Below are 23,362 nucleotides of genomic sequence, written 5' to 3' on the forward strand. Positions count from 1 at the left end.
GACAAGTGTTTTTTTTCTAAAAAAAACTGACCGTGTAAATTGTATACAGATACTAGATCAATGATTTTTATAAGTTTGAATGTACTTTTAAACAATTTATCGCTTCAAATGCATTTGAAAACCGATTTTTCTGTTGTTTTTGCAATAATCCCGCCAGTAAAGGGTAAAAAATTTGAACTGAATCAGGCAACTGAATGTCTAAATTTTGGCAATGCAATACAGCCCAACCATGATAACTATTTGCTTGTAAACGCATTTGGCTTAACCATTCATACAAAACAATTCCAAAAGCATATAAATCGCTTTGTATACTCTTACTTGCTCCATGAAACAGTTCAGGAGCCATGTATCTTGGGGTAGCATCAATGATTGAATCAGGACTCGATATAAGCCGTGTTTTTTCAAAATCAATTAAATAGAGTTGCTGCTCAAACTTTCGAAAGTGTTCCCTTTTTATATCTCCATGAATCCAGCCCAGCTCATGAAGCGCTGTTAAAGCCTTAAGTGCGCTAAAGACTGTCTCATAAATATCTTTTAAGTTTTGCTTTGCGATGTAACGATCAAACCAGTCATCTGTATCCGGCAAAATTAATATTTTCCCTTCATGTTGTTGTAGTTGGGAAACAATGTCGGCATCAACTATTTTAAATGGTAAAAGCCAATTTGCGTTTTTATGCTGAATATCTTCATAAAATTGCAATTCATGCAAAAAATCTTGCTCATTTTGAGCATATACGTGCGGCACTTGATATTTTAGCCAGTAGTGATGGGCATCTATAGTACATGTCCATAGATGCCGTCCTAAATCTGCACTTTTAGGTTTTGTCACACTTTTTAGATTTTCTATATGAGAAGCAAAATCATGCTTCAGCATAATAAGACTCTGGTTGTTGTCTCTTTTCTTCAAAACGTAGAACTTCTAAACAATGCTGAATAGTTTTACCAATACGTGCATGCGTTTCAATAGAGGAAATTTTCGGCCAAGTCGCACGTTCACCTTCTCGTTGTAAACGCTTAAATAAATGCGGACGAGGGTTTTGCAATGTATAGGCATAATGTTTTAGGCCATATTTAGCAATAATATTGACATCGCCATAGTAGCGCTGCCCTATTACCCCATACCCATGATCAAGCAACCTTCTTACTGGAGAAATAGCACCGAGTCTTTGACGGGTAAAGTCCATTACTCCCATAGACAGGACTTTACCTTGGCGTCTTAAAATTCGTTCTGGCCAACTTAAAAGATCTTTACGGAAACGGTGTGCATCATCTTGCATAAATGGCACAACATGCGGATTTACTTGGCTGGCAATGGTATAGTTTAAATTATAAAGCCTAGCCATTCTTTCTTGTGGAAAGTCACTGCGCACACTGCCATCTACCCATTTTGTATTTGCCATATAAGGTGTATGTTCACCATCATAGCGCTTACTGGTTAAACGCACAGGGGGAAATAAAACTGGCACAGCACAAGAAGCCAATACAGCACTCCAAACCAAAACGTTGGGTGTCATAATTGCATTCATAATTCGCGGGTTTTCTGTTGCATCGTACGGAGCAACCGCGACATTAATATTTAAGCCCGATTTTTTAAATGCCTCTTCAAAAGTCAAATCGCCTAAGTTTTCGATTAGGAATTTTTTCAAATAGTGGACATCCGCAATGCCCCCATTCCCTTTTATAAGTTCGCGAAGCTTTCTAAAATGAAACGCATCACTAAAAAATTGCTCGCCATTTAATAAGTTTTGAACGTCTTCACTGGCAGAAGTTCCTAGCATGCCTGTCATAATAGCGCCAGCACTTGAGCCAGATAGCACTTTCGGCATTAAGTCTTGTTCAATTAAAGCCTTACATACGCCTGTATGAAAAAGACCTAAGGTCGCTCCACCCGAAAACATGAGTGCGGGCTGTCCATAGGCTTTTTCACAATTTTCAAAAAACTCGATTTTTTCTTTTCTTTGAAAGGTAATACATTCGCTAGAAGCAATGTAAGCCAAGCTTTGGCTGACTTCTTCAATATAATCTTCAATTAATTTTTTTGTACCTACATGCGTTGCAGCAAACAACATAGGGTGACCAATATTTGCAATATCGTAGGTTAGCCCTTCTTTTAAAAGATAAATCAAATCTAAGGTACGATGTTGTTGACGATATCTTTTCAGTAAAGTGTAACGATAAGAAATCAGCTCAGCGTCAAAATAAGGTGAACTATTATCGAATTTCCACTCTTGTGCACCTGTTTCTTCATCCAGTTTTAATGCAAAAGACTTCCACTCTTCATAAGATTCAGCCATGTCTAATTGACGTTGTAATTTTTTGATACGGTAAGCCTGATGCGGATTCATATCACTTCGTATTTTTTCAAACATATTTCGTCCTCATCTTCACAGATGATTTTACTGAATAGACATGACAACACTATGCGCGGTCTGAACATTTCAATCAATTGCAAAACAGATAAACTAGATTGGCAGTATCTTTTTTGTCAGCTTGCAAATTTCGGTGTTAGTATCCTAGTAAATTACTGTTTAACATGATTGATTAACCATGGCTACCATTGATTTACCCGACAATTTAGTTCAAACCTTATCACTTGTATTAAATCAGTTACAGCAGGTTTTACCAGAACCGAAACAAGAAACTGATTTCACTGCACCAGCTTTTAGATGGGAAAACCAGCAACTTAAAGCCATTTATACGCCTAAGAATATTTATCTTGATGACTTAAAAGGCATCGAACGTCAAAAAGAAAAAATCATTCAAAATACTTTGCAGTTTTTAAATGGCTTACCTGCAAATGATGTACTGTTAACGGGATCACGCGGTACAGGTAAATCCTCTATAGTGCGCGCTTTACTCACTGAATATGCGCCTCAAGGACTACGTTTAATTGAAATTGAGCGTGATGATTTAGCAGACCTACCTAAAATTCAAAAAATCATTCAAAACCGCTCTGAAAAGTATATTGTCTACTGTGATGACTTAGCTTTTAATGCTGAAGATGAAAATTATCGTAGTCTAAAAAGTGTATTAGATGGTTCATTACAATCTGGTTCAACAAATTTTATTATTTATGCGACCAGTAACCGCCGTCACTTGTTACCTGAGTTCATGCACGAAAACACACCTGTAACTAAGGTTGATGTACCTCAATATACCGAACTACATCCGCAAGAAGCGATTGAAGAAAAGATCTCTCTATCAGACCGTTTTGGCTTATGGTTATCTTTTTATCCAATGGATCAAAATTTATATTTAGAAATCGTAGAACATTATCTTGATAAAGCAAACATGCCTTTTAATGATGAAGTTCGTGCTGAGAGTTTACGTTGGTGTCAAATGCGTGGTCAGCGCTCTGGTCGTGCAGCTTATCAATTTTCTAAGCATTGGATTGGTTTAAATGCTTTAAAAGAGTTGTCTAACAGTTAAATAAAATGTCCCACAAAGCCTTAGCTTTGGCCTGTAAACCGCTTAGCTTTGGCAGTTGTTTTTCATAACCTAAAACCAAGATCGCCCTCTTTCAGGTTTATATATGAAAAAACAATTGCCAAAATTTTCTATCGCAAGCAAAACTATTACTAAAAGTTTGTTATTCGCACAAGGCTTTTTAGACCAAGCAAAAAAATATTCAACGCTTCCTTTTACTCAATCTCATATCATTCGCCCACGTGTTGACGAAAAATATTATAGCTGGACTCATTACGGCATCTTTTTTCCCCTTTTGCCAGAACCGCATCGCTATTTAAATATTATGATTTTATTAGGCACACCTGGTGCACTTGCTTTTGATCACGATGACATTATTGTTGGCAATCCCAGAAAAACAGCGACTTTCTTTTCAAGTACAGCGGCTTTAGAGAAAGCTTTGCTTAAGGCTTATATCATTCCTAAAGATACAAAAATTAATGAAAATGGAAGCTTAATCGAACTTGGTCAGGAAATTTCAATTCAAGGAAAATTCCCTAAAATTCATATTAATGGACATTATGAAGGTCTAGATTTTGACTTTGATATTGATGTGACCTCACATGTTTCATGGTTTGTAAAAACGCCTGTTTATGATCATTTGAGTTTATTAGCCAAATTTAAAGGTTTTTTAAACTATCAAGATAAATACATTGAAAGCGAAGGACTTTGCACTTACGAATATGCCCGAGCAGTTGGCCCCCACTCATTCACAAATCAACTTATCCCTGAAAACCATAAATTACCGCTTGATTTTTTCACTTATCAAATCATTAATTTGAATGAAAATACTCAACTTCTGCTAACCAAAGCAGATATTGCGGGTCAAACAGTAACTTATACATTGCATATTAGACATCTTGATCGGCCACCTGAAATTTATACAGATGTCAGCTTTGATATTATTTCATATCAAATTGATGACTTCATTTCTCCAACGGGCAAGAACATGCGACTTCCCAAATACTTTTCTTGGATTGCTAGAAATGAAGCAAAGCAAATTATTTTAAATATTCAGGCAGAAATTGACTGCCCATTCCGCTATGGTCATGGGCAAGGTTATGCAAGTAGTTATATATTTACTGGTCATTATTTTGGCAATGAAGTGCAAGGCCGTGGTTATATCGAATATATAGATATTGAAAACCAACAAGCCTTTGCAGATAAATAATTTTATTCAGGAATAGTAAGTTCAGTCATTGGCCAACGTGGTGTAGTCGTAACAGCCAAGCCATCATGTTGGCCTGCTTTTAAGCGCTGATATCCTGCAAATGCAATCATTGCACCATTATCTGTACATAAAGCAGGTTCTGCATAGTAAACCTGCGCTTTAATTTTCGCTAAGGAAGTTTCTAACTGTTCGCGTAATCGTAAATTTGCACTTACCCCACCAGCAATCACTAAACGCTTAAGCCCAGTTTGCTTTAAAGCTTTTACCGATTTTTTCACCAAGGTATCTACAATTGCTTCTTGGAATGAAGCAGCTATATCAGCATCTCTGTTTTCACCATTCAATTTTTTCAATTGCACAGAAACGGCTGTTTTTAAACCACTAAAAGAAAAGTCTAGGCCTTGATGAAGCATTGGTCGTGGAAATTCAAATGCTAAAGGATCACCAGATAGCGCAAGTTTTGCGATATTTGGCCCACCCGGATATGGCAAGCTCATCATTTTCGCAACTTTATCGAAAGCTTCACCAGCAGCATCATCAATAGACTCACCTAAGAGTTCATATTGACCAATTGCATGGGCAGCCATCAATTGTGTATGACCACCTGAAACAAGCAATGCTACAAATGGAAATTCGGGTGGCTGACTTGAAAGTAATGGAGCCAACATATGACCTTCCATATGGTGAACACCAATCGCAGGCTTATTCAAAGAAAAAGCTAAAGCTCTTCCAAATAATGCACCTGTCATTAATGCTCCCATTAAACCTGGGCCACGCGTATAAGCAACTGCATCAATCTCTTGTTTCGTTACACCACTTTGTTCAAGCAATTGATTCATTAAAGGAATAAGCTTACGAACATGGTCACGAGAAGCCAACTCTGGAACCACCCCACCATATTCAGCATGAAGTTTTATCTGGCTATAAAGAACCTGTCCCCGCAAGCCGAGTTCGCTATCATAAAGTGCCAACCCTGTTTCATCACAAGAAGTTTCTAAGCCTAAAACAATCATCAAAACTGCCTTTTATATGAGTCAAAATATTGCAATCGCTATTATAGACTTGTGATATGAGTTGTAAATGAGTAAAATACTGACCTTCACTTGTGATCCGGCGCAATGGTGTGCCTGATCTTATCCATAATCTAGAGGATTTTACATGCCACAAGTTAAGTTGAAAGAAGGCGAACCAGTTGACGTAGCTATCCGTCGTTTCAAACGTTCATGCGAAAAAGCTGGTGTTTTAGCTGACGTTCGTAAGCGCGAATTCTACGAAAAACCAACTCAAGAACGTAAGCGCAAAAAAGCTGCTGCAGTTAAACGCTACCAAAAGAAATTGGCTCGCGAATCTGTACGTACTACTCGCCTTTACTAATTAATTTGTGATTGACTGCTGAAATTATGACTACTTTAAAAGACCAAATTACTGATGCATTAAAAACTTCTATGCGTGCCAAAGATATGGCAACAGTGACGGTTTTGCGTAGTCTACAAGCAGCAATTAAGCAAATCGAAGTTGATGAGCGCATAGAGCTTGGCGACGCTCAGGTTCTTGCGGTCATTGAAAAGCAAATTAAACAACGTAAAGAATCGATCAAAGCCTTTGAAGGTGCTGGTCGTGATGATTTAGCTAGTAAAGAACAAGCCGAAGCTGAGATTATTTCCCAGTTTCTACCAGAAGCTATGACTGAGGAAGAGCTTGATTCTATCATTGAGCAAACGATTGCTGCTCAAGAAGCAACTAGCATGAAAGATATGGGTAAGGTGATGAATTCTCTACGTCCGATCATAGCCGGGCGTGCCGATCCTGCTCAAGTTTCAGCAAAAATTAAAGCTAAGTTAGCTTAATTCCCTCCTCTTTCCTTATACATTCTTAGACCAAGCTTTCAGTTACTTGTGAGTTTAAGTAAATTCGTGTCTGCGAAAATCACAAGATACTCTACACGTCCTAAATTTTCATTCGTCGTTCATCTTGCATTTGCTTTAAGCGGCTATCTATTTTAGCAGACATTGCATGATTGTCTTTTGCAAGTCGCTGTGCATGTAACATCGATTTAATTGCATTTTCTTCACTACCAGACCAAAATTGTGCCTCTGCTCGATAGCGCAATACATTCACCGCCCTTAAAGGCGACTCTTTATCCAAATTAGCGGCTTGCTGTAATAGTTGCCAGCCTTGAATATCTCGGGCATTTTTATTAATAAAACGCTGAACAAGTGTCTGTACTTGCGCATATTTCCCCTGACGTAATAAAACCTCAGCTAACTTATAGCTAAACGCTTTATTTTCAGGCATGGTCATTTGTAATGGTGCAATAGAATTATAGGCCTGATCAAGTTTATTCTGACCCAAATAAATATCTGTTTGAATTAAAGAAACAAGTGGCTTACCACTAGATTTCACTTGATCTAAGGTTGTTTGAGCTTGCGTATAATCACCTTGTTTTAAATAAAATGCAGACAACGCTAATAACCCTGCCAGATTTTTTTGCGAGGCTAAACTTTGAAGCTGATTTTCTGTAGCTTCTCCAGCAACCACCATGGTATACCATTTTAAAATTTCAAAATCGGCATCATATATTCGACTTTTAACACGAGGCATTTGATTAGCTCTTAGACGAGCCTCACTCATACGCTCAGTCGTTAAAGGATGGGTAAGCCAAAAATCCGGCAGAAAACTTACATGGCTAGTTGCCCTATGCATTGTTTCAAAATAATCTGCCATACTTTGCGGGTTATAACCCGCGGCATACATGTATTGCATTCCAATCCGATCAGCTTCACGCTCTTGATTACGGCTATAGGTAAGCTGCTTATCCAAAAGTGCAGCTTGCGTACCCAACATGACTGCCGCCCCTGCATCTCCACCCGCCTGAGCAGCCAAAGCTACGCCTGCCAGCAAACCAGCCAAACTTAAGAGCGCTTGCCCTTTAAAGGCTTCTTCTGAACGACTAAAGTGCCTTTGAGAAACGTGAGCAATTTCGTGTGCCATCACACCAGCAATCTCATCAATATTGCGAGCAGATGAAATAAGGCCAGTATTTAATGCAAATAGCCCACCTGGGACAGCAAATGCGTTAATTTGAGGGTCTTTAATTACAACTAAACCAATTGGTTGCCCAAGCTGGGTTTGACCCAAAATATTAGAGAAGACTTGAAAAAACTGATCTTCCAGCCATACATCCTGTATGACTGGCATTTGCTTATGAACTTCACGAAAAACTTTTTCACCAATAAATTTTTCTTTCTGTTGGTCAAGCAATCCTATTCCACTACCAATATTCGGAATTTCAACTTGCCCAGAAGCTGGTTTGGAATCAAAAGGATCGGCATAAGAGGCATTTGTTATAAAAGCCAAACTTAAAATAACTGGCAAAAATTTCAAAAGTTCTTCTCTATTAAAAATTAGACCAACAAAAAAGCCCATTCATACAATGCTTGAATTATCTTGCATCATATCAATAGGCTTTCACTATAACATTGAAAATAGACTATATTTGCAATGAAGTGTTATTCAATTTTTATGCAAAATTAGGGTTCACCAAATATCTTGGAGTTTTATCTTCCAGTGCTTCCACTAAGTTTTTATAAGCTAAATTTGCCATTTTTTTGCGAGTTTCAGCTGTAGCAGAACCCACATGAGGCAAGGTAACAACATTTGGTAATTTGAAAAGTGCCGAATCTTGCAAAGGCTCTTTTTCATATACATCAAGACCAGCAGCAAAAATAACTTCATTCTGCAAAGCTTCAATAAGCGCCTGCTCATCGACCACTGAACCACGCGCAATATTGACAAAAATAGCATGCTTTTGCATAAGTTCAAATTGAGCTTTACCCATTAAAGCTTTAGATTCTGTATTTAAATCAACTGCTGTCACTACAAAATCAGACTGTTGTAGCAACTCATCCAAACCTAAATATTGAGCATTCAATGGCTCGGCCAATTCAGGCTTTTCTCGTCGATTGTGGTAAACAATATTCATGTTAAAGCCATAAAAACCACGACGTGCAATTGCAGCACCAATATTACCGAGTCCAATAATTCCTAGCGTCTTCCCAAACACATCTAGTCCAAACTGCTGTGGCCCAACTGTTCTTTTCCATTCACCTTGTTTAGTCCAATGGTCTAGAAATGGTACTTTTCTAGCTGCACTTAATAATAGTGTAAAAGCAAGATCTGCCGTAGTTTCAGTCAAAACATGCGGTGTATTTGATAACCAAATTTTCTTTTGATTCAAATAAGCAACATCATAATTATCATAACCAACTGTCACAGATGAAATAATTTTTAGTTTTTGTGCTGGAGCAAGATTACTTTCATTGAGCAAGCGCCCCGCGCCAATCATTCCATCAGCATCTACGACTTCTTTTCTTATCTGTTCATTAATATCACCCAGTTTAGGGTTTAATACGACAACATGATAATCCTGCTGCAACCGTGATAAAATTTCTTCATCAATTTGGCTAAAAACCACAACCTTTTTCATGTATATCCCTACTACTCATTGTTATCTTGCATAAGTTGCCACAGCCTTTTTTTAAGGAGAGGCTTATCTAACATTTCTTTTAAACTAGCTAAATGAATAATATTTGTATGTTGAATATAGGCACATTTACCTAAACACAAAATCTTTTTTTCTGCCGCTACAGCATCTAAAAAACCTTGAATATATGAACCGACACCGCGTTGATCTTGATAAGCTGCTAACGGAAAAGGCCACCTTAATTCAGCATAATGCCCCACTTTGGCCTTTTGTATATTTGTCCAAAGTTGCTTTTCCTCTTTCTCTAATGCAGTTACATCAACAAAGATTACACACTTTTCAAGACAATAAGCCTGCAACTCAAATGGAGCAATTGCCTCTCGCTCAACAACGATAGGTTTTTCTACAACCATTTCAGGCTGTGGAATATCTACAATGGCTATTGAAGGCTCCTCAACCACTTTAGCAACTTCAAGCAGTTCAGGATTAGATGGTGCCTGTTCAAATGCAGGAATATCTACAGCAACAGGTATATTAATTGGAATATGAGGTTCAACAACCTGATCACGCCATAAAGTATGAGCATTATTTTTTTGGCACACTTGTGTTCTAGGAATCCACACATCGATTCCTAAAGTTGCCAGTATATTTCTTTGCTGCCCAATCATGTTTAAATCAGTACCTCTAATCTACTCACATTCTAACGGGCTTCTGATTTTTTTTCAGCGTTTTCTTTAAATGATCTCTTTTCAAAACCACATATGTTTCTTAAATAATCATAACGCTATTTTTCTTCTGCATTTGCTCTACAATTTCATCGGACTCAAAACCAAATCGCCAATAGAGCAACTCAAGCACATCCAGTTCATCTTGAGTAATAATTCGGTCACTCCATAAGCACATTTCAGCAATTGCCAAAATGCTTAAACGATCACGAAGTAAAAGCCCAGCAATGTCATTTAAAATTTCAGCCAAGTCCAAAGGCTCATCCGAAATTTCATCATAAATATTCATTTCATCTGGGTTTAGCAATGAACGTAAAATACGTTCACGGACTTCCAACTGGTTTGGACTATTAATTTGCTGCACATGAAGTAGTGCATCAATTAAACGCACTATTTGAGGCTTTACTTCTTCAAATGCCGTAGGTAAATGAAGTGGCATCAGGTTCAACTCATATTTTACCCGCTCTAATAACAAGGCATCAAGCAGTCCTATTTCGCCATCTTCCTGAATAATGAGAGCCAGTTTGGTCAAAAATTGACGCGCAATACTTGCAGGCATATGGCCAATATTTTTACATGCGTCGTGAAATATCTGAATATGAATACGACCATCTAAATTAAGCAAAGCATCAACAATAGAATGACTTACCGGAGCTTCTTGTGGAATAAATTCTCGATATTGGCGAATCATTAAAATTGCAACCATCACCTCACGTGAACCAGTAGCGGTTTGCAATGCGCGCTGAATGAGCTCCGGCCGTTTTTTATTACGTCGAATATCATTACTTAAAGGTTTAATCGCATCATTTAATGCAAAACTAATTGGAGAAAGGCGCAACAAAGGCAAAGGCTGTGGTGATGACCACGGAATATAAATTTCTGTTTCAGATTCTTCTAATGAACGAAAAAGACTAAATAACGGTCTATTCCGAAGTTTCTTTAAATTTTCTAATTGTAAATCTTGCAATAGAGTTGGATTAAGTTCGTAAATACGCTCACGAATACTTGGGTGAATGTTCATCCAACTTTGAGGACTAAGTGAGTTTGCAAAACACATATGTGCAATAGATTCAGAATAAGCACTATGAATTTGCGAACCTGAATGGTGAACATAAATACGCAATAAAGTTTGGGTGTTCGTACTATTTTTTAGCAACCGCATGGTTTTTTGGTCGTTGCGGAACGTACGACCACTTAATGTTAAATATTTAATAAAACGTGTGATTAATACACCCAAGCTTCCTGCTAGCCAGATTACACCACCGACAGCCACAAAGACTGTTTCAAATTTATGCTTATAACCAGGACTGTAACGTTTAAAACCCTGCTTGGCGAGCTTACTACCCCATTGACTAAAGGTTGTTAAACCACTGTATAAAATTTTTAATTTAGTATTTTCTACAGCTTCACCGGATAAAATCTGGTTAAACTCGTGACCCAATAGACCATACAGTTCTAGTTCATCTAGATTCTGTAAAGCTCCCCAAGTCAAAATAATGACAATATCGTTTGAGTGAAAACCTGCAGTTAATGCATTCACTCCTACTTCGTCAGGCAAAACATAAAGTGTCGGAATATTCAGAGAAAATGTTTGCGCCAAATGTTCTGTAATTTTTAATGCCGCATGTTCTTCCGGTGTACTCTCACCTTTTACCAAACGACGCGCTTTAAGCTGTTTAGCAAGAGAATGCCCTCCCTTACGCAAAATATAAAGCTCGGTCACTACAGACCAAACCATAATAAAAAGCAAAAGAGCAACAAAATATGGACTTAAGGCATGCCACCAAATTGGCTGGCTATAATCAAAGAAATGAACAAGTAAACCCAAAATGAGATTTAAAATAAAAATAGTTAAAAGCACAGCGACCAAACACATAGTGATGGACCATGCCATATTCTTATTTTCGATTAAATAGTGGCTTACTTCTTTCAATGTAAATAATCCCAATTACATTGTTAAGTTTCATCATAAAAGAAAAAAGCGGGAAACACCCGCTTTTTTCGGCTATTTCTATTCTTCTTTAATACCCGTCAAATCTACTGACGCTGCATCAATATTGACATCAATATAACCATCTTTTTTCTTTTTCGCAGAGTCATTACGCTTCTGCTCCAAATTATTCAGATAGTCTGCATCGATACCGCCAGTTACATAAATTCCATCAAAAACAGAGCAATCAAACTCAGTCAATGTAGGAACCTTACTTGTACGTACGGCGTTCTTCAAGTCTTCCAAATCTTGGAATACTAAACGGTCAGCACCAATAATTTCTTGGATTTCTTCTACACTGCGTTCCGAAGCGATAAGCTCAGTCTTAGCAGGCATATCGATACCATAAACGTTTGGATACATCACTTTTGGTGCTGCTGAAGCAAAGTATACTTTTTTCGCACCTGAGTCACGCGCCATTTGAATAATCTCATTACACGTAGTACCACGTACAATAGAGTCATCCACCAATAAGACGTTCTTACCTTTAAACTCTAACTCAACAGGGTTTAATTTTTGACGTACAGATTTTTTACGCTGTTGTTGGCCCGGCATAATGAAGGTACGACCGATATAACGGTTTTTCATAAAGCCTTCACGGAACTTCACACCAAGAATATTTGCAAGTTCTAGTGCAGAAGTACGGCTGGTATCTGGAATTGGGATAACCACATCAATATCATGGTCTTCACCCCAGTCACGCAAAATTTTATGCGCTAATTTTTCACCCATTTTTAAACGGGCTTTATAAACTGAAATACCATCAATAATTGCATCTGGACGAGCAAAATAAACATATTCAAAAATACATGGACGGTATTTTGGTTCTGCCGCACATTGTTTAGTGAATAATTGACCTTCTGAATCAATGAAAATTGCTTCACCTGGTGCAATATCACGCTCGATTTTAAAACCAAGTGCAGTAATCGCTACAGACTCTGATGCAATGATATATTCCATCTCACCTTGTTCAGTCTCACGCGAACCATAAATAAGTGGACGAATACCATTTGGATCACGGAAACCAACCAAACCATGACCAGTGATCATAGCTACAACGCCATAAGCACCTTGACAGCGCTCATGCACACGAGAAACTGTATGAAAAATATCTTCAGCTGTAGGGTTTAGCGTTCCTTTCTTTTGCAACTCATGTGCGAAAACGTTTAAAAGAACTTCTGAGTCAGAATCAGTGTTCATGTGACGTAAATCTGTTTTAAACAGGTCATCATGAATTTCTTCTGCATTGGTTAAGTTACCATTATGTGCAAGTGTAATCCCATAAGGTGAGTTCACATAAAATGGTTGAGCTTCAGCACTGCTAGCAGAGCCAGCAGTTGGGTAGCGTACATGGCCAATACCATAATTACCAAGTAATGCTCTCATATGACGAGTATGAAAGACATCACGCACCATACCGTTATCCTTACGAAGGAAAAGACGGCCTTCATGGCAGGTTACTATTCCAGCTGCATCTTGCCCACGATGCTGCAACATCGTTAATGCATCAAACAACATTTGGTTCACTGGCGATTTACCGGCTATACCAACAACTCCACACATAGCAACCTCGCAGACAAGCTAGGAATTAATAAAAAGGATTCTTTGTTGAATGGTCGGATCGGGTTTCTGATTCATCCGATTCGTCCATTGTTTTTGAAGGAGTGCTTGATGCACTACCTCCAGATGTTATCTGATGATACGCCTCACTTGCTGCATCTTTAGACAACTCTGTTGCTAAAGGCGCATAAGGCAATAAAAACTGTATAAGTATGGACTGTTTCCAGTTTGCTGAACTTTCAACCCAAGGTCCTACGCCTTGCATGGTCACAAGAACAACTAGTAAACCTTTTAAGGAACCAAAAGCACCACCTGCTAAACGATTTAATGGCCCCAATTTCAAACTTTTCAAGAGGCCATTTAAAATTGCAGTGACGATCCAAGTTAAAACAATAATAATGAGTGCAATAAATGCAAAAGCCGCAATCTTTTGAACCACCGGATCCTGACTTAAACCCGACATTGACGGAGCTAGAAGAACAGCATATTTTGCACCCATAATTAATGCAAAAATCCATCCTACCAAGTTCGCAAAGGCTTTTATAAATCCTTGTCGCAAACCGTTTAGCCCCCCAATGAGCAAAAGTATTAGAATGATGATATCAATAGTGTTCATGTTCAATTAGGTCATAGCTTCAACACATTGCTTTACAAGTGTTGGTCCCGTATAGATTAGACCACTATAAATTTGAACAAGTGTTGCGCCAGCTTGTTGTTTCGCTAAAGCCTGCTCACCAGACAAGATACCACCCACACCAATCAAAGGAATTTGTCCTTTTAATGATTGAGCAAATAAACGCAAACATTCTGTACTTTTTTCAAATACAGGAGCGCCTGACAAGCCACCTGCCTCATTACCGTAAGGCAGGTTTTCAACCCCTTCTCTCGATAAAGTCGTATTAGTCACAATAAGACCATCAATTTTAAAATCAAGTAATTGTGCAGAGATAAATTCAACATCTTCAGCCGTAAGGTCAGGAGCGACTTTTAAAACTAAAGGAACATAGTGATTATATTGCTCAGCCAACTCAAGTTGACGTGCTTTTAATGTTTGCAACAATTCAGTTAATGCATCACCACTTTGTAAACTACGCAAGTTTTTAGTATTTGGTGATGAAATATTAACTGTAATATATGACGCGTAATTATAAACTTTCTCAAGACAAATTAAGTAATCATCAACCGCCTTTTCAACAGGCGTATCGGCATTTTTACCAATATTGATTCCTAAAATGCCTCTAAATTTTGAAGCTTTAACATTTTCAATAAGCTTATCAACACCATCATTATTAAAACCCATACGGTTAATAATGGCTTTAGCTTCAGGAATACGGAATAACCGTGGTTTTGGATTGCCTGATTGTGGGCGAGGTGTAATTGTACCAATTTCAATAAAACCGAAACCTAATCCGGCTAAGGCATCAATATGAGCACCATTTTTATCTAGCCCAGCAGCCAACCCCACAGGATTAGGGAACTCGATTCCCATACATTTGGTCGGCTTTGCTTGTACAGCCTGACGCATCATGCCTAGCTTATGTGCTTTATCGAGCATGGATAATGTTAATTCATGGGCACGCTCTGGTGCTAAACTAAACAACATCGGGCGAGCAAGTGAATATAACATACCAATCACAATCTACTGATTTTAGGTACGCATATTATAGGCACAGGTAGCACAAAACACCATGCTTGACATAAGCATATTTTGATATGTTATTGAACTGTCGCTGTTAATTTAATCTGACCTTCACTGGAAACCATTTCCATCTTCTGAATACTAAGACCCATCTGTGCAAGTTGTGTTAAAAAGTTAGCTAAAATTGCATAATTTTGATGTGTTACAACAATTTGTAACTGCTCTCCATTTTGCTGAGAAGTCACAGTCAAGCCTTGTTGTTGAGCGACTCTTTGAATTTTTCCAGACTTATCAAGCTCAAGCTCATTTGCAGGCTTCATAGTAACAGCATTACTTTGCATCCACACCATCAGATCTTTTAAATCATTTAAGCGCTTTTGCTGTTGCTCTGCCAAAGAATGCATTTTCCAAAGCGAAGAGCCAATGATCGCCACCACCACAAAAATTGTAGTAAAGATGACCATAATACGTTCACGGACCGTTAAACGATCCAAATATTGAACAACTTGTTCAATCCACTGATCAAAGCGATTTTGCAATTGAGCTAACATTTTCATTATTGTATTTTCACCACCCCAATTGCACCACTACCATTTGCTTGGACGTTACCGAGCTCAGCCTTAAATCCTTGCTGATTCAATTGTTGTGTCAAAGCTTGTAAATCATCTGCCGATTTTGCTTTTAATGCCATTGTTAGGATTGAAGCATCATAATTAAGTTGCTGAGCCAAAATCTGTCTTTGCATTAAAATAGGCCCAACACGACTTAACAAAGAAAGCGCTTGAGTATCACCCTGCTGGCTCATTCTTAAATGGCTTTCAAACTGACCTTTAATATTTTGTTCGGTTACGCGACTAGATGGCCCAAACCAGTATTTATATTGTTCAATTGTTTGATCAGAGGTTTGGTTCGCCACTTTTTTCAATTTAACCCAACGCAATAAATCATAGCTAAATTGCACCACAATAATTGCTAAAACAATAGCCGCACAAGCTTTCCAATAGTTAGAAAAAGTACGCTCTTGGCCTTTTGACTTTGGCAAAACATTAAAAGGATGTTGTTTAGTTTTATCTAAAGGCTGGAATTGATAAATAAACTCAGAACGTTCGTCAGCACTTGAAGCCGCCTCTAAACTTTCGAGCTGCTCTACGGTTAAACCGCTATATTGATAATGCGTTTCGGCTGCCTGAAATTCTAAAAAAAGCCCCAAATCATCAACTGAATTGCCCAACCACTTATTTTCACGTACCAAGAGCTGATGATCAATATTACACAGAATAACTTGCTGAGCTTGTGGTTCAGGTAAAATCAGAAAATCTGGTAGTAAGGCCGCAAGTTTAGTTGGTAACAATGCTAAAGAATGTTGCCATGTCTCGACCATCCCCTGAGCAACACCCAAGATAGTTAACTGATCGCCATGAAAATGATGAACCACTTTCATATGATCAATCGGCAAAGTCACAAACTCTTCCAGTAGATATTTAACCCCATCAGCCCCAAGCTGTTTATAGTGGGACTTTGCCATAGTTTGCTGAAGCATTTGAGCATGACGACTCGGAAAAAAGACTGTAGCTTCTTTTCCTTGGTGTATTTGCAAGTCTTGTATTAATTGATCGAGACTTGTAGCCTGCAACCAGTTCTCTCCGTTAGACCAATGCCATGTTCCATTGGTTTCAGGCATCCTTATATACAGCATGTCGGCTAAATAACCTTTTTAATTATATTGTGGGTATAAAACTATTCTTTTGTGTTGATAAACCATTTGCAATAACAGCTTGATCATAAATTCTAGCTTCAGCAAGGGCAAATGGATTGAAGTTCTCATGAGTAAGTAACTCTGCAATATGACCGACAACATTCATATGGCAAACCACCACAATCGACTCATAAGGAATTTGAGACAACCACTCAACCGCTTCTCTTGCATCATCATCTGGCTTAATTTTATCGCATAACAATACAGGCACATCTTTAAAATATGTCTGGATATGCGCTAATGTTTCTTGAGCACGCAGTAAAGGGCTTACAACAAAAATATCTGGCTTAACAATATCTTTTAAAAATGTTGCTGTTTGCTCAGCCTGTGCATGTCCACGCGCAGTAAGTGGACGTTTAATATCATTACCATTTACTGGCGGAGCAGCTTCCCCATGACGAACTAATGTCAGTTGCATAAAATTTCCTTGTTAATAATTCCTGCATTATAACCACAATTTATGACATTTATTCGTCAGACTTCATGATGAGGTAAAACAAACTCAACATCACTACGGTGCCCATTTTTCATAAGTGAAAGCGCAATATTTAATGGTGGAGCACCCTCAAAAATTACTTCATATAAGGCATTGGTGATTGGCATATACACATCCAGTTCTTCTGCTTTACCACGCACTTGAACAATTGTATTAATACCTTCTGCAGTTTGACCCAACTCTTTACTTGCCTGATCAAGTGTCTTACCAGAACCTAATGCATAACCGATTTGATAATTACGACTCAATGGACTATTACAAGTCGCAAATAAGTCACCAACACCAGATAAACCTAAGAACGTAAGTGGATTTGCACCCTGCTTTACCGCAAAACGGCTCATTTCAGCCAAAGCACGCGTTAAGATCATACTCTTGGTATTTTCACCAATTTTATATGCTGCCCCAATCCCCATTGCCACTGCATAAATATTCTTAAGCGCACCGCCTAATTCAACGCCATGAACATCATCACTACCAAAAACACGGAATAACGCACTATGCAGTGCATGTTGTACAGCATAACGAACAAGTTCCGAATCACTTGCAATCACCGTACCAGATGGCATACCTGCCATAATTTCTTTGGCAAGGTTTGGACCCGACAATACACCGTATGGAACTTCAGGTAATTCTTCACGAATAATATCACTCATGAAACTAAACGTTTTAGCTTCAACACCTTTGGTTAAAGAAACAACCGCTTGTGCAGTAATATAAGGCGCGATTTGTTTTAAAACATCGCGGAAAGAATGACTAGGAATTGCGACCAAAATAATATCTCGATCACATACAGCTTGTTCCAAATCCGAAACAGCGCGCAATGAAGATTCTAAAGTGAAGTCTGGCAAATAACGCTTATTAATATGGGTTTTATTAATTTCTTCTGCTGTTTCGGCATCACGAATCCAGATCATGGTATCGCAGCCATTACGAGCAGCCAAATTAGCCATGGCCGTACCAAAGCTACCACCGCCTAAAACAGTAATGCGTAATGCCGTTTTTTTATCGACCGCAACAGGTTCCACCAAATCTGTAAACTTAAATTCAGCCATGCTTTATTATCCTATTTCTTACTTTTACAGACGTTTAAGCCTGCCAAACTTTTACGAATTCTTTACTTTCAATATCTGCACGTGGTGCAATTGCTTTAGCTGCTGTGCCAACGTAAATAATACCTGATATTAAATCATGGGGTTGCAAACCTAAATGCTGTTTTAACCAATTTGATTCGACAACAGCACCACTACGCCACATGGTTGAAAACCCTTGAGCTTGCAAAGATAACAAAAGATTTTGTACTGCCGCACCTGTACTTAAGATTTGCTCAAAATGTGGCACTTTGGGATGATCTTGCAACTGAGTAAGCGCTAAAATAAGTAGCGGAGCGCGAAAAGGATGTTGCTTAACGCGTTCAAGTTGAGCAGGATCAGTTTCACCTAAATCCGCCAAAGCTTTTGCTAGAACCTCACCAAAAGCTCCACGTTGTTCGCCAGAAACAATTACAAAACGTGTTGGCTTAAGTCTATGATGATCCGGAGCTGTTAAAGCAGCCTGAAAAGCCAACTCTAATTGATCTGAGTTTGGAGCGGGTTCAATTAATTGGCCAATAGACTGACGCTGATGAATATTTTGGTGAATTATTTGTATTGCTGAATCCGTCATTAATATTGATCTAACTCAAAAATTCGAAATAGATTAGCATAATCTACCGTTAATCCACCATGGAATCTAGCTTATAAACTTAGCGAACTCATAGTTTGACATTTTTTAATACAAAACTTCAAAACTCATACAACGTCTTCAAAATCAATTAGAAAACTTATGTTCAAATAACCCTATCTTTTGGCGGTTAACTTAGGTGAATCATGAAAAAAATAATTTTAGCGAGTGCAATGAGTAGCGTTATTTTATTACTAGGTGCTTGTGCAACTACTCCTAAAAACACTTTAGCAATTCAAAAAGAAAATAATCAGTTTGAAGTAACTGGTATTGGTAAAACCAATTTAATTGCAAAAAACAATGCAGTGACTGCCGCACAAAAAACCTGCTCTAAGAGCACAACCCCAGTTATTGTTGATGAAAAAACTACTTATCATGGTGTATTAAAAGATGTAGTCAGTGAAAAAACTGGTCAAATGGTAGAAGCTGCTGCAGGTGTCATTGGTAGTTTAACTGGTAAAAATGCGTCTTTAGCAAAAGATGATGATTACCAAACCACTCTTACTTTTTACTGTAAAATTAATTAAGTGAAAAAAATCCCAATCAGTTGATTGGGATTTTTTTATTAACAATACCCATCCAATCGGGTGAGCGGTAGTTTTTTACCAATTGCTTTTTCAATTTCTGGTAAATAGAAAGCATCATCTTCAGACAAGAAACTAATACTTACACCTTGTGCCCCTGCACGACCAGTACGGCCAATACGGTGTACATAATCATCAGACTGTTCAGGCAAAGTAAAGTTGATTACATGCGATACGCCATCCACATGAATACCACGACCAGCAACATCGGTTGCAATCATGATGTTATGTTTACCTTGCTTAAACTGCTCTAACATTTTCATACGTTTGTCTTGAGCAATTTCACCCGAGAGCATTCCCACTTTATATCCATCTTTTTTCAAATGGTCATATAGGCGGCGCACTTGATCACGGCGATTTGCAAAGATCATGACCTTATCAATCGGTTCTTCGCGCAAAATATCTTGTAAAAGACGATATTTATCTTGTTTAGCTACAACATAAACACGTTGTTCGACATCGTTATTGGTCTTTTGTTCAGGTTCAATTTCAACTGTTACAGGTTCAAATAACCACTGTCTTGCCAAATTTAAGACGTCGTAGCTAAATGTCGCTGAAAACATGAGGGTTTGTCGTTGTTCTTTACGCGGTGAATAACGAACAATACGTTTTACCGAAGGAATAAAGCCCATATCTAATAAACGGTCAGCTTCATCAATCACTAAAAATTCAATTTGATCGAGCCAGACTTCTTTTTGTTCTACGAAATCAATTAAACGGCCAGGTGTAGCAACAATGATATCAACAAAATTAGCATCAAGTTGCTTCTTCTGCTTATCAAAATCGACACCACCCAATAGGGTCACGACATGTAAATTAGAGAATTTTGTGAGAAATTTCGCATCACTTTCAATTTGCAATGCCAACTCACGAGTAGGTGCCAAGATTAAAGCACGAGGCTCACCACGGAAACGTTGCTCTTTAATTGGATTATTGAGTAAATCATTGATTACACTAATCAGAAAGGCAGCTGTCTTACCTGTTCCTGTTTGTGCTCGCCCAATTGCATCATGCCCGGCTAATGTATATTTTAAAACCTTTTGCTGAATTGGGGTCATTTGAGTAAACCCTAAAGCATCAATCGCCTTTTTAAGTTGCGGATGTAAATTCAAGGTTTCAAAACCAGATGTCATAAATACGTGCTCTAACAAACAATCTCTCGAATGAGAAGATCATTATAAACAAAAACGCTCCAATTCAAAAATTGGAGCGTCCATGATTCATCAAAAAGATGAATTTAGTCTTAGTCTAAAGGCTGAACGTTTTCAGCTTGAAAACCTTTTTGACCTTGTACAACGCTAAACTCTACGCGTTGACCGTCACGTAGAGAACGGTGACCGTCACCTACGATTGCACGGAAGTGAACGAATACATCGTCGCCGCCGTTACGTTGAATAAAACCAAAGCCTTTAGTGTCATTAAACCACTTTACTACGCCTTGTTCACGAGCTGTCATAAGTCAATCCTCAGATGATGAAAAAAGGACCTTCCGGTGTTGCAAACAGCAGAGTAAACAAGGATTTAAAATTTTTATAATCTTAAAGCTTGTAATCATTCTGTAAAACTATCAACAATTTCCGGTTACATCCATTTGTTATAGGTTATTAAAACAATTTAACTGTGTGGTAATCCCTAAAACGGTTCGAGCTTAACACGGGTTTATGACAATTAATAGAATTTTTTTCAAATATTTCCCCTATTTTTTAGCTCTTTTTTTAAACACCTTATGACTAGAATTTTTATAAGAATCCGTGACCTCATAATTTTATAAAACAGCTAGAGTTCATAAGAAAATTTGTTAGAATATTTTTTTTAGTTGTTTTTATGATGAATGAGCACTACCTCTTCTGCTATTACCCCCATTGAAATTAATGCGCTTGGTCAACCATGTCCAATGCCTTTATTAATGTTAAAACGTGAGCTTAAAAAAGTATCTGGAAAGCAACTGTTTTTATTAAAGTCATCTGACCCACATAGTGAAATTGATGTAACCCGTTACTGCAATTTACATCATTTTATGTGTCAAACCATGCAGATTTCGGAAAGAGAATTTCACTATTTAATTGAAACTCAATGATTCTTTGATAAAATAAAAGATTAGAAACTGCATAAAATTTTACATTTTTCTACCCAATTTTCCTTAATTATGAAGACAATTCAAATTAAGATGAATTTATTGGTTAATCCATCCTATCCTATAAGGAGAACTCATGAGTGACAGCAGCAATCAATTGATGCCCCTGTCATTGTCTGCGCCCGGTGTAAACCTTGGTGCATATATCAGTACTGTCAATCAGATTCCTATTTTAACGGCCGAGCAAGAAAAAGAACTTGCTGAACGTTATTATTATGACCAAGATCTTGATGCCGCAAAAATGCTGGTAATGTCGCATTTACGTTTTGTCGTTCATATTGCGCGCAGCTATGCAGGTTATGGCCTACCACAAGGCGACCTTATTCAAGAAGGTAACTTAGGCTTAATGAAAGCCGTAAAACGTTTCGACCCAAATATGGGCGTACGTCTTGTCTCTTTTGCCGTCCACTGGATTAAGGCAGAAATTCACGAATACGTTATTCGCAACTGGCGTATTGTCAAAATTGCAACGACAAAAGCTCAACGTAAATTATTTTTCAATTTACGTAGCCTAAAAAAATCGAGCAAAAAATTAACACTCGAAGAAGCTCAATCGATTGCTAATGACTTAAATGTAACTCCAGAACAAGTTCTGGAAATGGAAGGTCGTTTAACTGCTTATGATGCTGCCTTTGAGGCACAAGGCGATGACGACGATGACACACCACACACAGCGCCTGCGTTGTATCTTGAAGATAACCGCTACGACCCTGCTCGTTTAGTTGAAAATGAAGACTGGGAAGAGCAAAGCACATCTGCTTTACATGATGCCATGAATCAGTTAGATGATCGTTCGCGGAATATTTTGCAACGTCGTTGGTTAGATGATGATAAATCTACCCTACACGAGCTTGCTGCTGAATATAATGTTTCTGCGGAACGTATTCGTCAGCTTGAAAAAAATGCGATGGAAAAAATTAAAGTCGCAATGTCAGCTAGCTAAATTAAATGAAAAAAATAAAAGGGCGATAAGCCCTTTTGTTTTATCTAGCTATGTTTAGCCAACCTATTCTATGGTAACGTTGCCTTTCATTATTCAGTAGCGTTTTTTGTTATGTGGATTGCCATTTCAGCCCTTAATCTTGCTTTTGCAGTCATGTTGGGTGCTTTTGGAGCACATGGTCTTAAAGCTCACGCGGGTCCTGAGCAACTTGCTTGGTGGCAGACTGCAACCGATTACTTTTTTTATCATGCTTTAGGCCTACTAGCACTTGGTATTTTAAGTAAGGTTCTTCCTCTCTTTCCAATCAAGTTATCTTTCTTGCTTATCCAAATTGGTATTCTATTTTTCTGTGGTTCGCTTTATATCATGGCACTAGGTTTACCACGAATATTAGGCGCAATTACACCAATCGGTGGAGCCTTAATGATTTCTGGATGGCTGATCTTGGCTTGGAATGCTTTCAAATACGCTAAATAGTCGGAATGTGATCATGCAAATTTATTTAAATGGCGAATTAACGGACACGCCTAGCCAAAACCTGTTGCAGCTCGTTCAAGAACTGGCACTTGAAGGAAAACGTTTTGCTGTTGAACACAATCAGCAAATCGTTTCTAAAAGCAAATTAGAGCAAATTACGATTGCTCAACATGACCGTATCGAAATTATTCACGCTGTTGGCGGCGGCTAAGTCGGAGTT

The 23,362-nt window shown here is 38.1% G+C and carries 26 protein-coding genes; 9 read left to right on the forward strand and 17 right to left on the reverse strand.

The window, feature by feature from the left end; genetic code table 11:
• Positions 1–67: 67 nt before the first annotated feature.
• Complete coding sequence (locus tag ABFY81_RS07925; protein WP_347913495.1) at positions 68–874, reverse strand: protein kinase; 807 nt, start codon at positions 872–874, stop codon at positions 68–70.
• Positions 861–2,369: a DUF3336 domain-containing protein gene (locus ABFY81_RS07930; protein ID WP_004700599.1), complete on the reverse strand. Its 1,509-nt coding sequence runs from the start codon at positions 2,367–2,369 to the stop codon at positions 861–863. The genes ABFY81_RS07925 and ABFY81_RS07930 overlap by 14 nt, the downstream gene beginning before the upstream one ends.
• A gap of 178 nt (positions 2,370–2,547) precedes the next feature.
• Here ABFY81_RS07930 and ABFY81_RS07935 point away from each other — a divergent pair, with 178 nt between their 5' ends.
• Positions 2,548–3,429, forward strand: a complete 882-nt coding sequence (locus tag ABFY81_RS07935) for an ATP-binding protein (RefSeq protein ID WP_004700597.1) — start codon at positions 2,548–2,550, stop codon at positions 3,427–3,429.
• A 103-nt stretch (positions 3,430–3,532) separates the two neighbouring features.
• Positions 3,533–4,636 carry a DUF6670 family protein gene (locus ABFY81_RS07940; RefSeq protein WP_347913496.1) on the forward strand — a complete coding sequence of 368 codons (1,104 nt, stop codon included), beginning with the start codon at positions 3,533–3,535 and terminating at the stop codon, positions 4,634–4,636.
• Between the two features lie 2 nt (positions 4,637–4,638).
• Here ABFY81_RS07940 and tsaD read toward each other — a convergent pair whose 3' ends face one another.
• Positions 4,639–5,649 carry a tRNA (adenosine(37)-N6)-threonylcarbamoyltransferase complex transferase subunit TsaD gene (gene tsaD / locus ABFY81_RS07945; protein ID WP_019457097.1) on the reverse strand — a complete coding sequence of 337 codons (1,011 nt, stop codon included), beginning with the start codon at positions 5,647–5,649 and terminating at the stop codon, positions 4,639–4,641.
• A gap of 145 nt (positions 5,650–5,794) precedes the next feature.
• Here tsaD and rpsU point away from each other — a divergent pair, with 145 nt between their 5' ends.
• Both rpsU and ABFY81_RS07955 read left to right on the forward strand, forming a co-directional pair.
• Positions 5,795–6,010 carry a 30S ribosomal protein S21 gene (gene rpsU, locus ABFY81_RS07950; RefSeq protein WP_001136722.1) on the forward strand — a complete coding sequence of 72 codons (216 nt, stop codon included), beginning with the start codon at positions 5,795–5,797 and terminating at the stop codon, positions 6,008–6,010.
• Positions 6,011–6,036: 26 nt separating this feature from the next.
• Positions 6,037–6,483: a GatB/YqeY domain-containing protein gene (locus tag ABFY81_RS07955; RefSeq protein WP_004700591.1), complete on the forward strand. Its 447-nt coding sequence runs from the start codon at positions 6,037–6,039 to the stop codon at positions 6,481–6,483.
• 100 nt (positions 6,484–6,583) lie between these two features.
• On the opposite strand, the gene ABFY81_RS07960 is transcribed toward ABFY81_RS07955, so the two are convergent.
• From ABFY81_RS07960 to ABFY81_RS08015, 12 genes are all read right to left on the reverse strand, one after another.
• Positions 6,584–8,011 (reverse strand): M48 family metalloprotease, encoded by a 1,428-nt coding sequence (locus tag ABFY81_RS07960; protein WP_347913703.1) that lies wholly within the window; start codon positions 8,009–8,011, stop codon positions 6,584–6,586.
• A 145-nt stretch (positions 8,012–8,156) separates the two neighbouring features.
• Positions 8,157–9,122: a D-glycerate dehydrogenase gene (locus tag ABFY81_RS07965; protein ID WP_039254779.1), complete on the reverse strand. Its 966-nt coding sequence runs from the start codon at positions 9,120–9,122 to the stop codon at positions 8,157–8,159.
• An 11-nt stretch (positions 9,123–9,133) separates the two neighbouring features.
• Entirely contained in the window at positions 9,134–9,787 is a 654-nt protein-coding gene (locus ABFY81_RS07970; RefSeq protein WP_347913497.1) for a hypothetical protein, read from the reverse strand.
• A 100-nt stretch (positions 9,788–9,887) separates the two neighbouring features.
• Entirely contained in the window at positions 9,888–11,777 is a 1,890-nt protein-coding gene (locus tag ABFY81_RS07975) for a M48 family metalloprotease (RefSeq protein WP_039254776.1), read from the reverse strand.
• 78 nt (positions 11,778–11,855) lie between these two features.
• The gene (purF, locus tag ABFY81_RS07980) at positions 11,856–13,397 is read right to left on the reverse strand and encodes an amidophosphoribosyltransferase (protein WP_019457102.1); all 1,542 of its coding nucleotides are present in this window, start codon (positions 13,395–13,397) and stop codon (positions 11,856–11,858) included.
• 25 nt (positions 13,398–13,422) lie between these two features.
• The gene (locus ABFY81_RS07985) at positions 13,423–14,010 is read right to left on the reverse strand and encodes a CvpA family protein (RefSeq protein ID WP_004700582.1); all 588 of its coding nucleotides are present in this window, start codon (positions 14,008–14,010) and stop codon (positions 13,423–13,425) included.
• Between the two features lie 6 nt (positions 14,011–14,016).
• Complete coding sequence (locus ABFY81_RS07990) at positions 14,017–15,021, reverse strand: quinone-dependent dihydroorotate dehydrogenase (protein WP_347913498.1); 1,005 nt, start codon at positions 15,019–15,021, stop codon at positions 14,017–14,019.
• Between the two features lie 89 nt (positions 15,022–15,110).
• Positions 15,111–15,590 carry a type II secretion system protein GspM gene (gspM, locus tag ABFY81_RS07995; protein ID WP_004700580.1) on the reverse strand — a complete coding sequence of 160 codons (480 nt, stop codon included), beginning with the start codon at positions 15,588–15,590 and terminating at the stop codon, positions 15,111–15,113.
• Complete coding sequence (gspL, locus tag ABFY81_RS08000) at positions 15,590–16,729, reverse strand: type II secretion system protein GspL (RefSeq protein ID WP_107972916.1); 1,140 nt, start codon at positions 16,727–16,729, stop codon at positions 15,590–15,592. The genes gspM and gspL overlap by 1 nt, the downstream gene beginning before the upstream one ends.
• 22 nt (positions 16,730–16,751) lie before the next feature.
• Positions 16,752–17,207, reverse strand: a complete 456-nt coding sequence (locus ABFY81_RS08005) for a phosphoglycerate mutase family protein (protein ID WP_039254772.1) — start codon at positions 17,205–17,207, stop codon at positions 16,752–16,754.
• 56 nt (positions 17,208–17,263) lie between these two features.
• Entirely contained in the window at positions 17,264–18,337 is a 1,074-nt protein-coding gene (locus ABFY81_RS08010) for an NAD(P)H-dependent glycerol-3-phosphate dehydrogenase (RefSeq protein ID WP_019457106.1), read from the reverse strand.
• Between the two features lie 34 nt (positions 18,338–18,371).
• The gene (locus tag ABFY81_RS08015) at positions 18,372–18,947 is read right to left on the reverse strand and encodes a nitroreductase (protein WP_019457107.1); all 576 of its coding nucleotides are present in this window, start codon (positions 18,945–18,947) and stop codon (positions 18,372–18,374) included.
• A gap of 203 nt (positions 18,948–19,150) precedes the next feature.
• On the opposite strand from ABFY81_RS08015, the gene ABFY81_RS08020 reads away from it, so the two are divergent.
• Positions 19,151–19,531: a hypothetical protein gene (locus tag ABFY81_RS08020; RefSeq protein ID WP_019457108.1), complete on the forward strand. Its 381-nt coding sequence runs from the start codon at positions 19,151–19,153 to the stop codon at positions 19,529–19,531.
• A gap of 38 nt (positions 19,532–19,569) precedes the next feature.
• On the opposite strand, the gene rhlB is transcribed toward ABFY81_RS08020, so the two are convergent.
• Together rhlB and ABFY81_RS08030 are read right to left on the reverse strand one after the other, a co-directional pair.
• Entirely contained in the window at positions 19,570–20,721 is a 1,152-nt protein-coding gene (gene rhlB, locus ABFY81_RS08025; RefSeq protein WP_004700570.1) for an ATP-dependent RNA helicase RhlB, read from the reverse strand.
• Positions 20,722–20,831: 110 nt separating this feature from the next.
• Positions 20,832–21,044 (reverse strand): cold-shock protein, encoded by a 213-nt coding sequence (locus tag ABFY81_RS08030; RefSeq protein WP_000126912.1) that lies wholly within the window; start codon positions 21,042–21,044, stop codon positions 20,832–20,834.
• A gap of 375 nt (positions 21,045–21,419) precedes the next feature.
• On the opposite strand from ABFY81_RS08030, the gene ABFY81_RS08035 reads away from it, so the two are divergent.
• The 4 genes from ABFY81_RS08035 to thiS all read left to right on the forward strand — a co-directional run bounded on the left by ABFY81_RS08035 (position 21,420) and on the right by thiS (position 23,353).
• Positions 21,420–21,665: a sulfurtransferase TusA family protein gene (locus tag ABFY81_RS08035; RefSeq protein WP_039254768.1), complete on the forward strand. Its 246-nt coding sequence runs from the start codon at positions 21,420–21,422 to the stop codon at positions 21,663–21,665.
• A 133-nt stretch (positions 21,666–21,798) separates the two neighbouring features.
• Positions 21,799–22,665: an RNA polymerase sigma factor RpoH gene (gene rpoH / locus ABFY81_RS08040; RefSeq protein ID WP_347913499.1), complete on the forward strand. Its 867-nt coding sequence runs from the start codon at positions 21,799–21,801 to the stop codon at positions 22,663–22,665.
• A gap of 111 nt (positions 22,666–22,776) precedes the next feature.
• A complete protein-coding gene (locus tag ABFY81_RS08045; protein WP_191103600.1) occupies positions 22,777–23,142 on the forward strand; it encodes a DUF423 domain-containing protein in 366 nt (121 codons plus the stop codon).
• A gap of 13 nt (positions 23,143–23,155) precedes the next feature.
• Entirely contained in the window at positions 23,156–23,353 is a 198-nt protein-coding gene (gene thiS, locus ABFY81_RS08050) for a sulfur carrier protein ThiS (protein WP_347913500.1), read from the forward strand.
• Positions 23,354–23,362 lie beyond the last annotated feature (9 nt).

Origin of the sequence: Acinetobacter sp. WA-87 (assembly GCF_039938935.1) — a bacterium.
Taxonomy (GTDB): domain Bacteria; phylum Pseudomonadota; class Gammaproteobacteria; order Pseudomonadales; family Moraxellaceae; genus Acinetobacter; species Acinetobacter seifertii.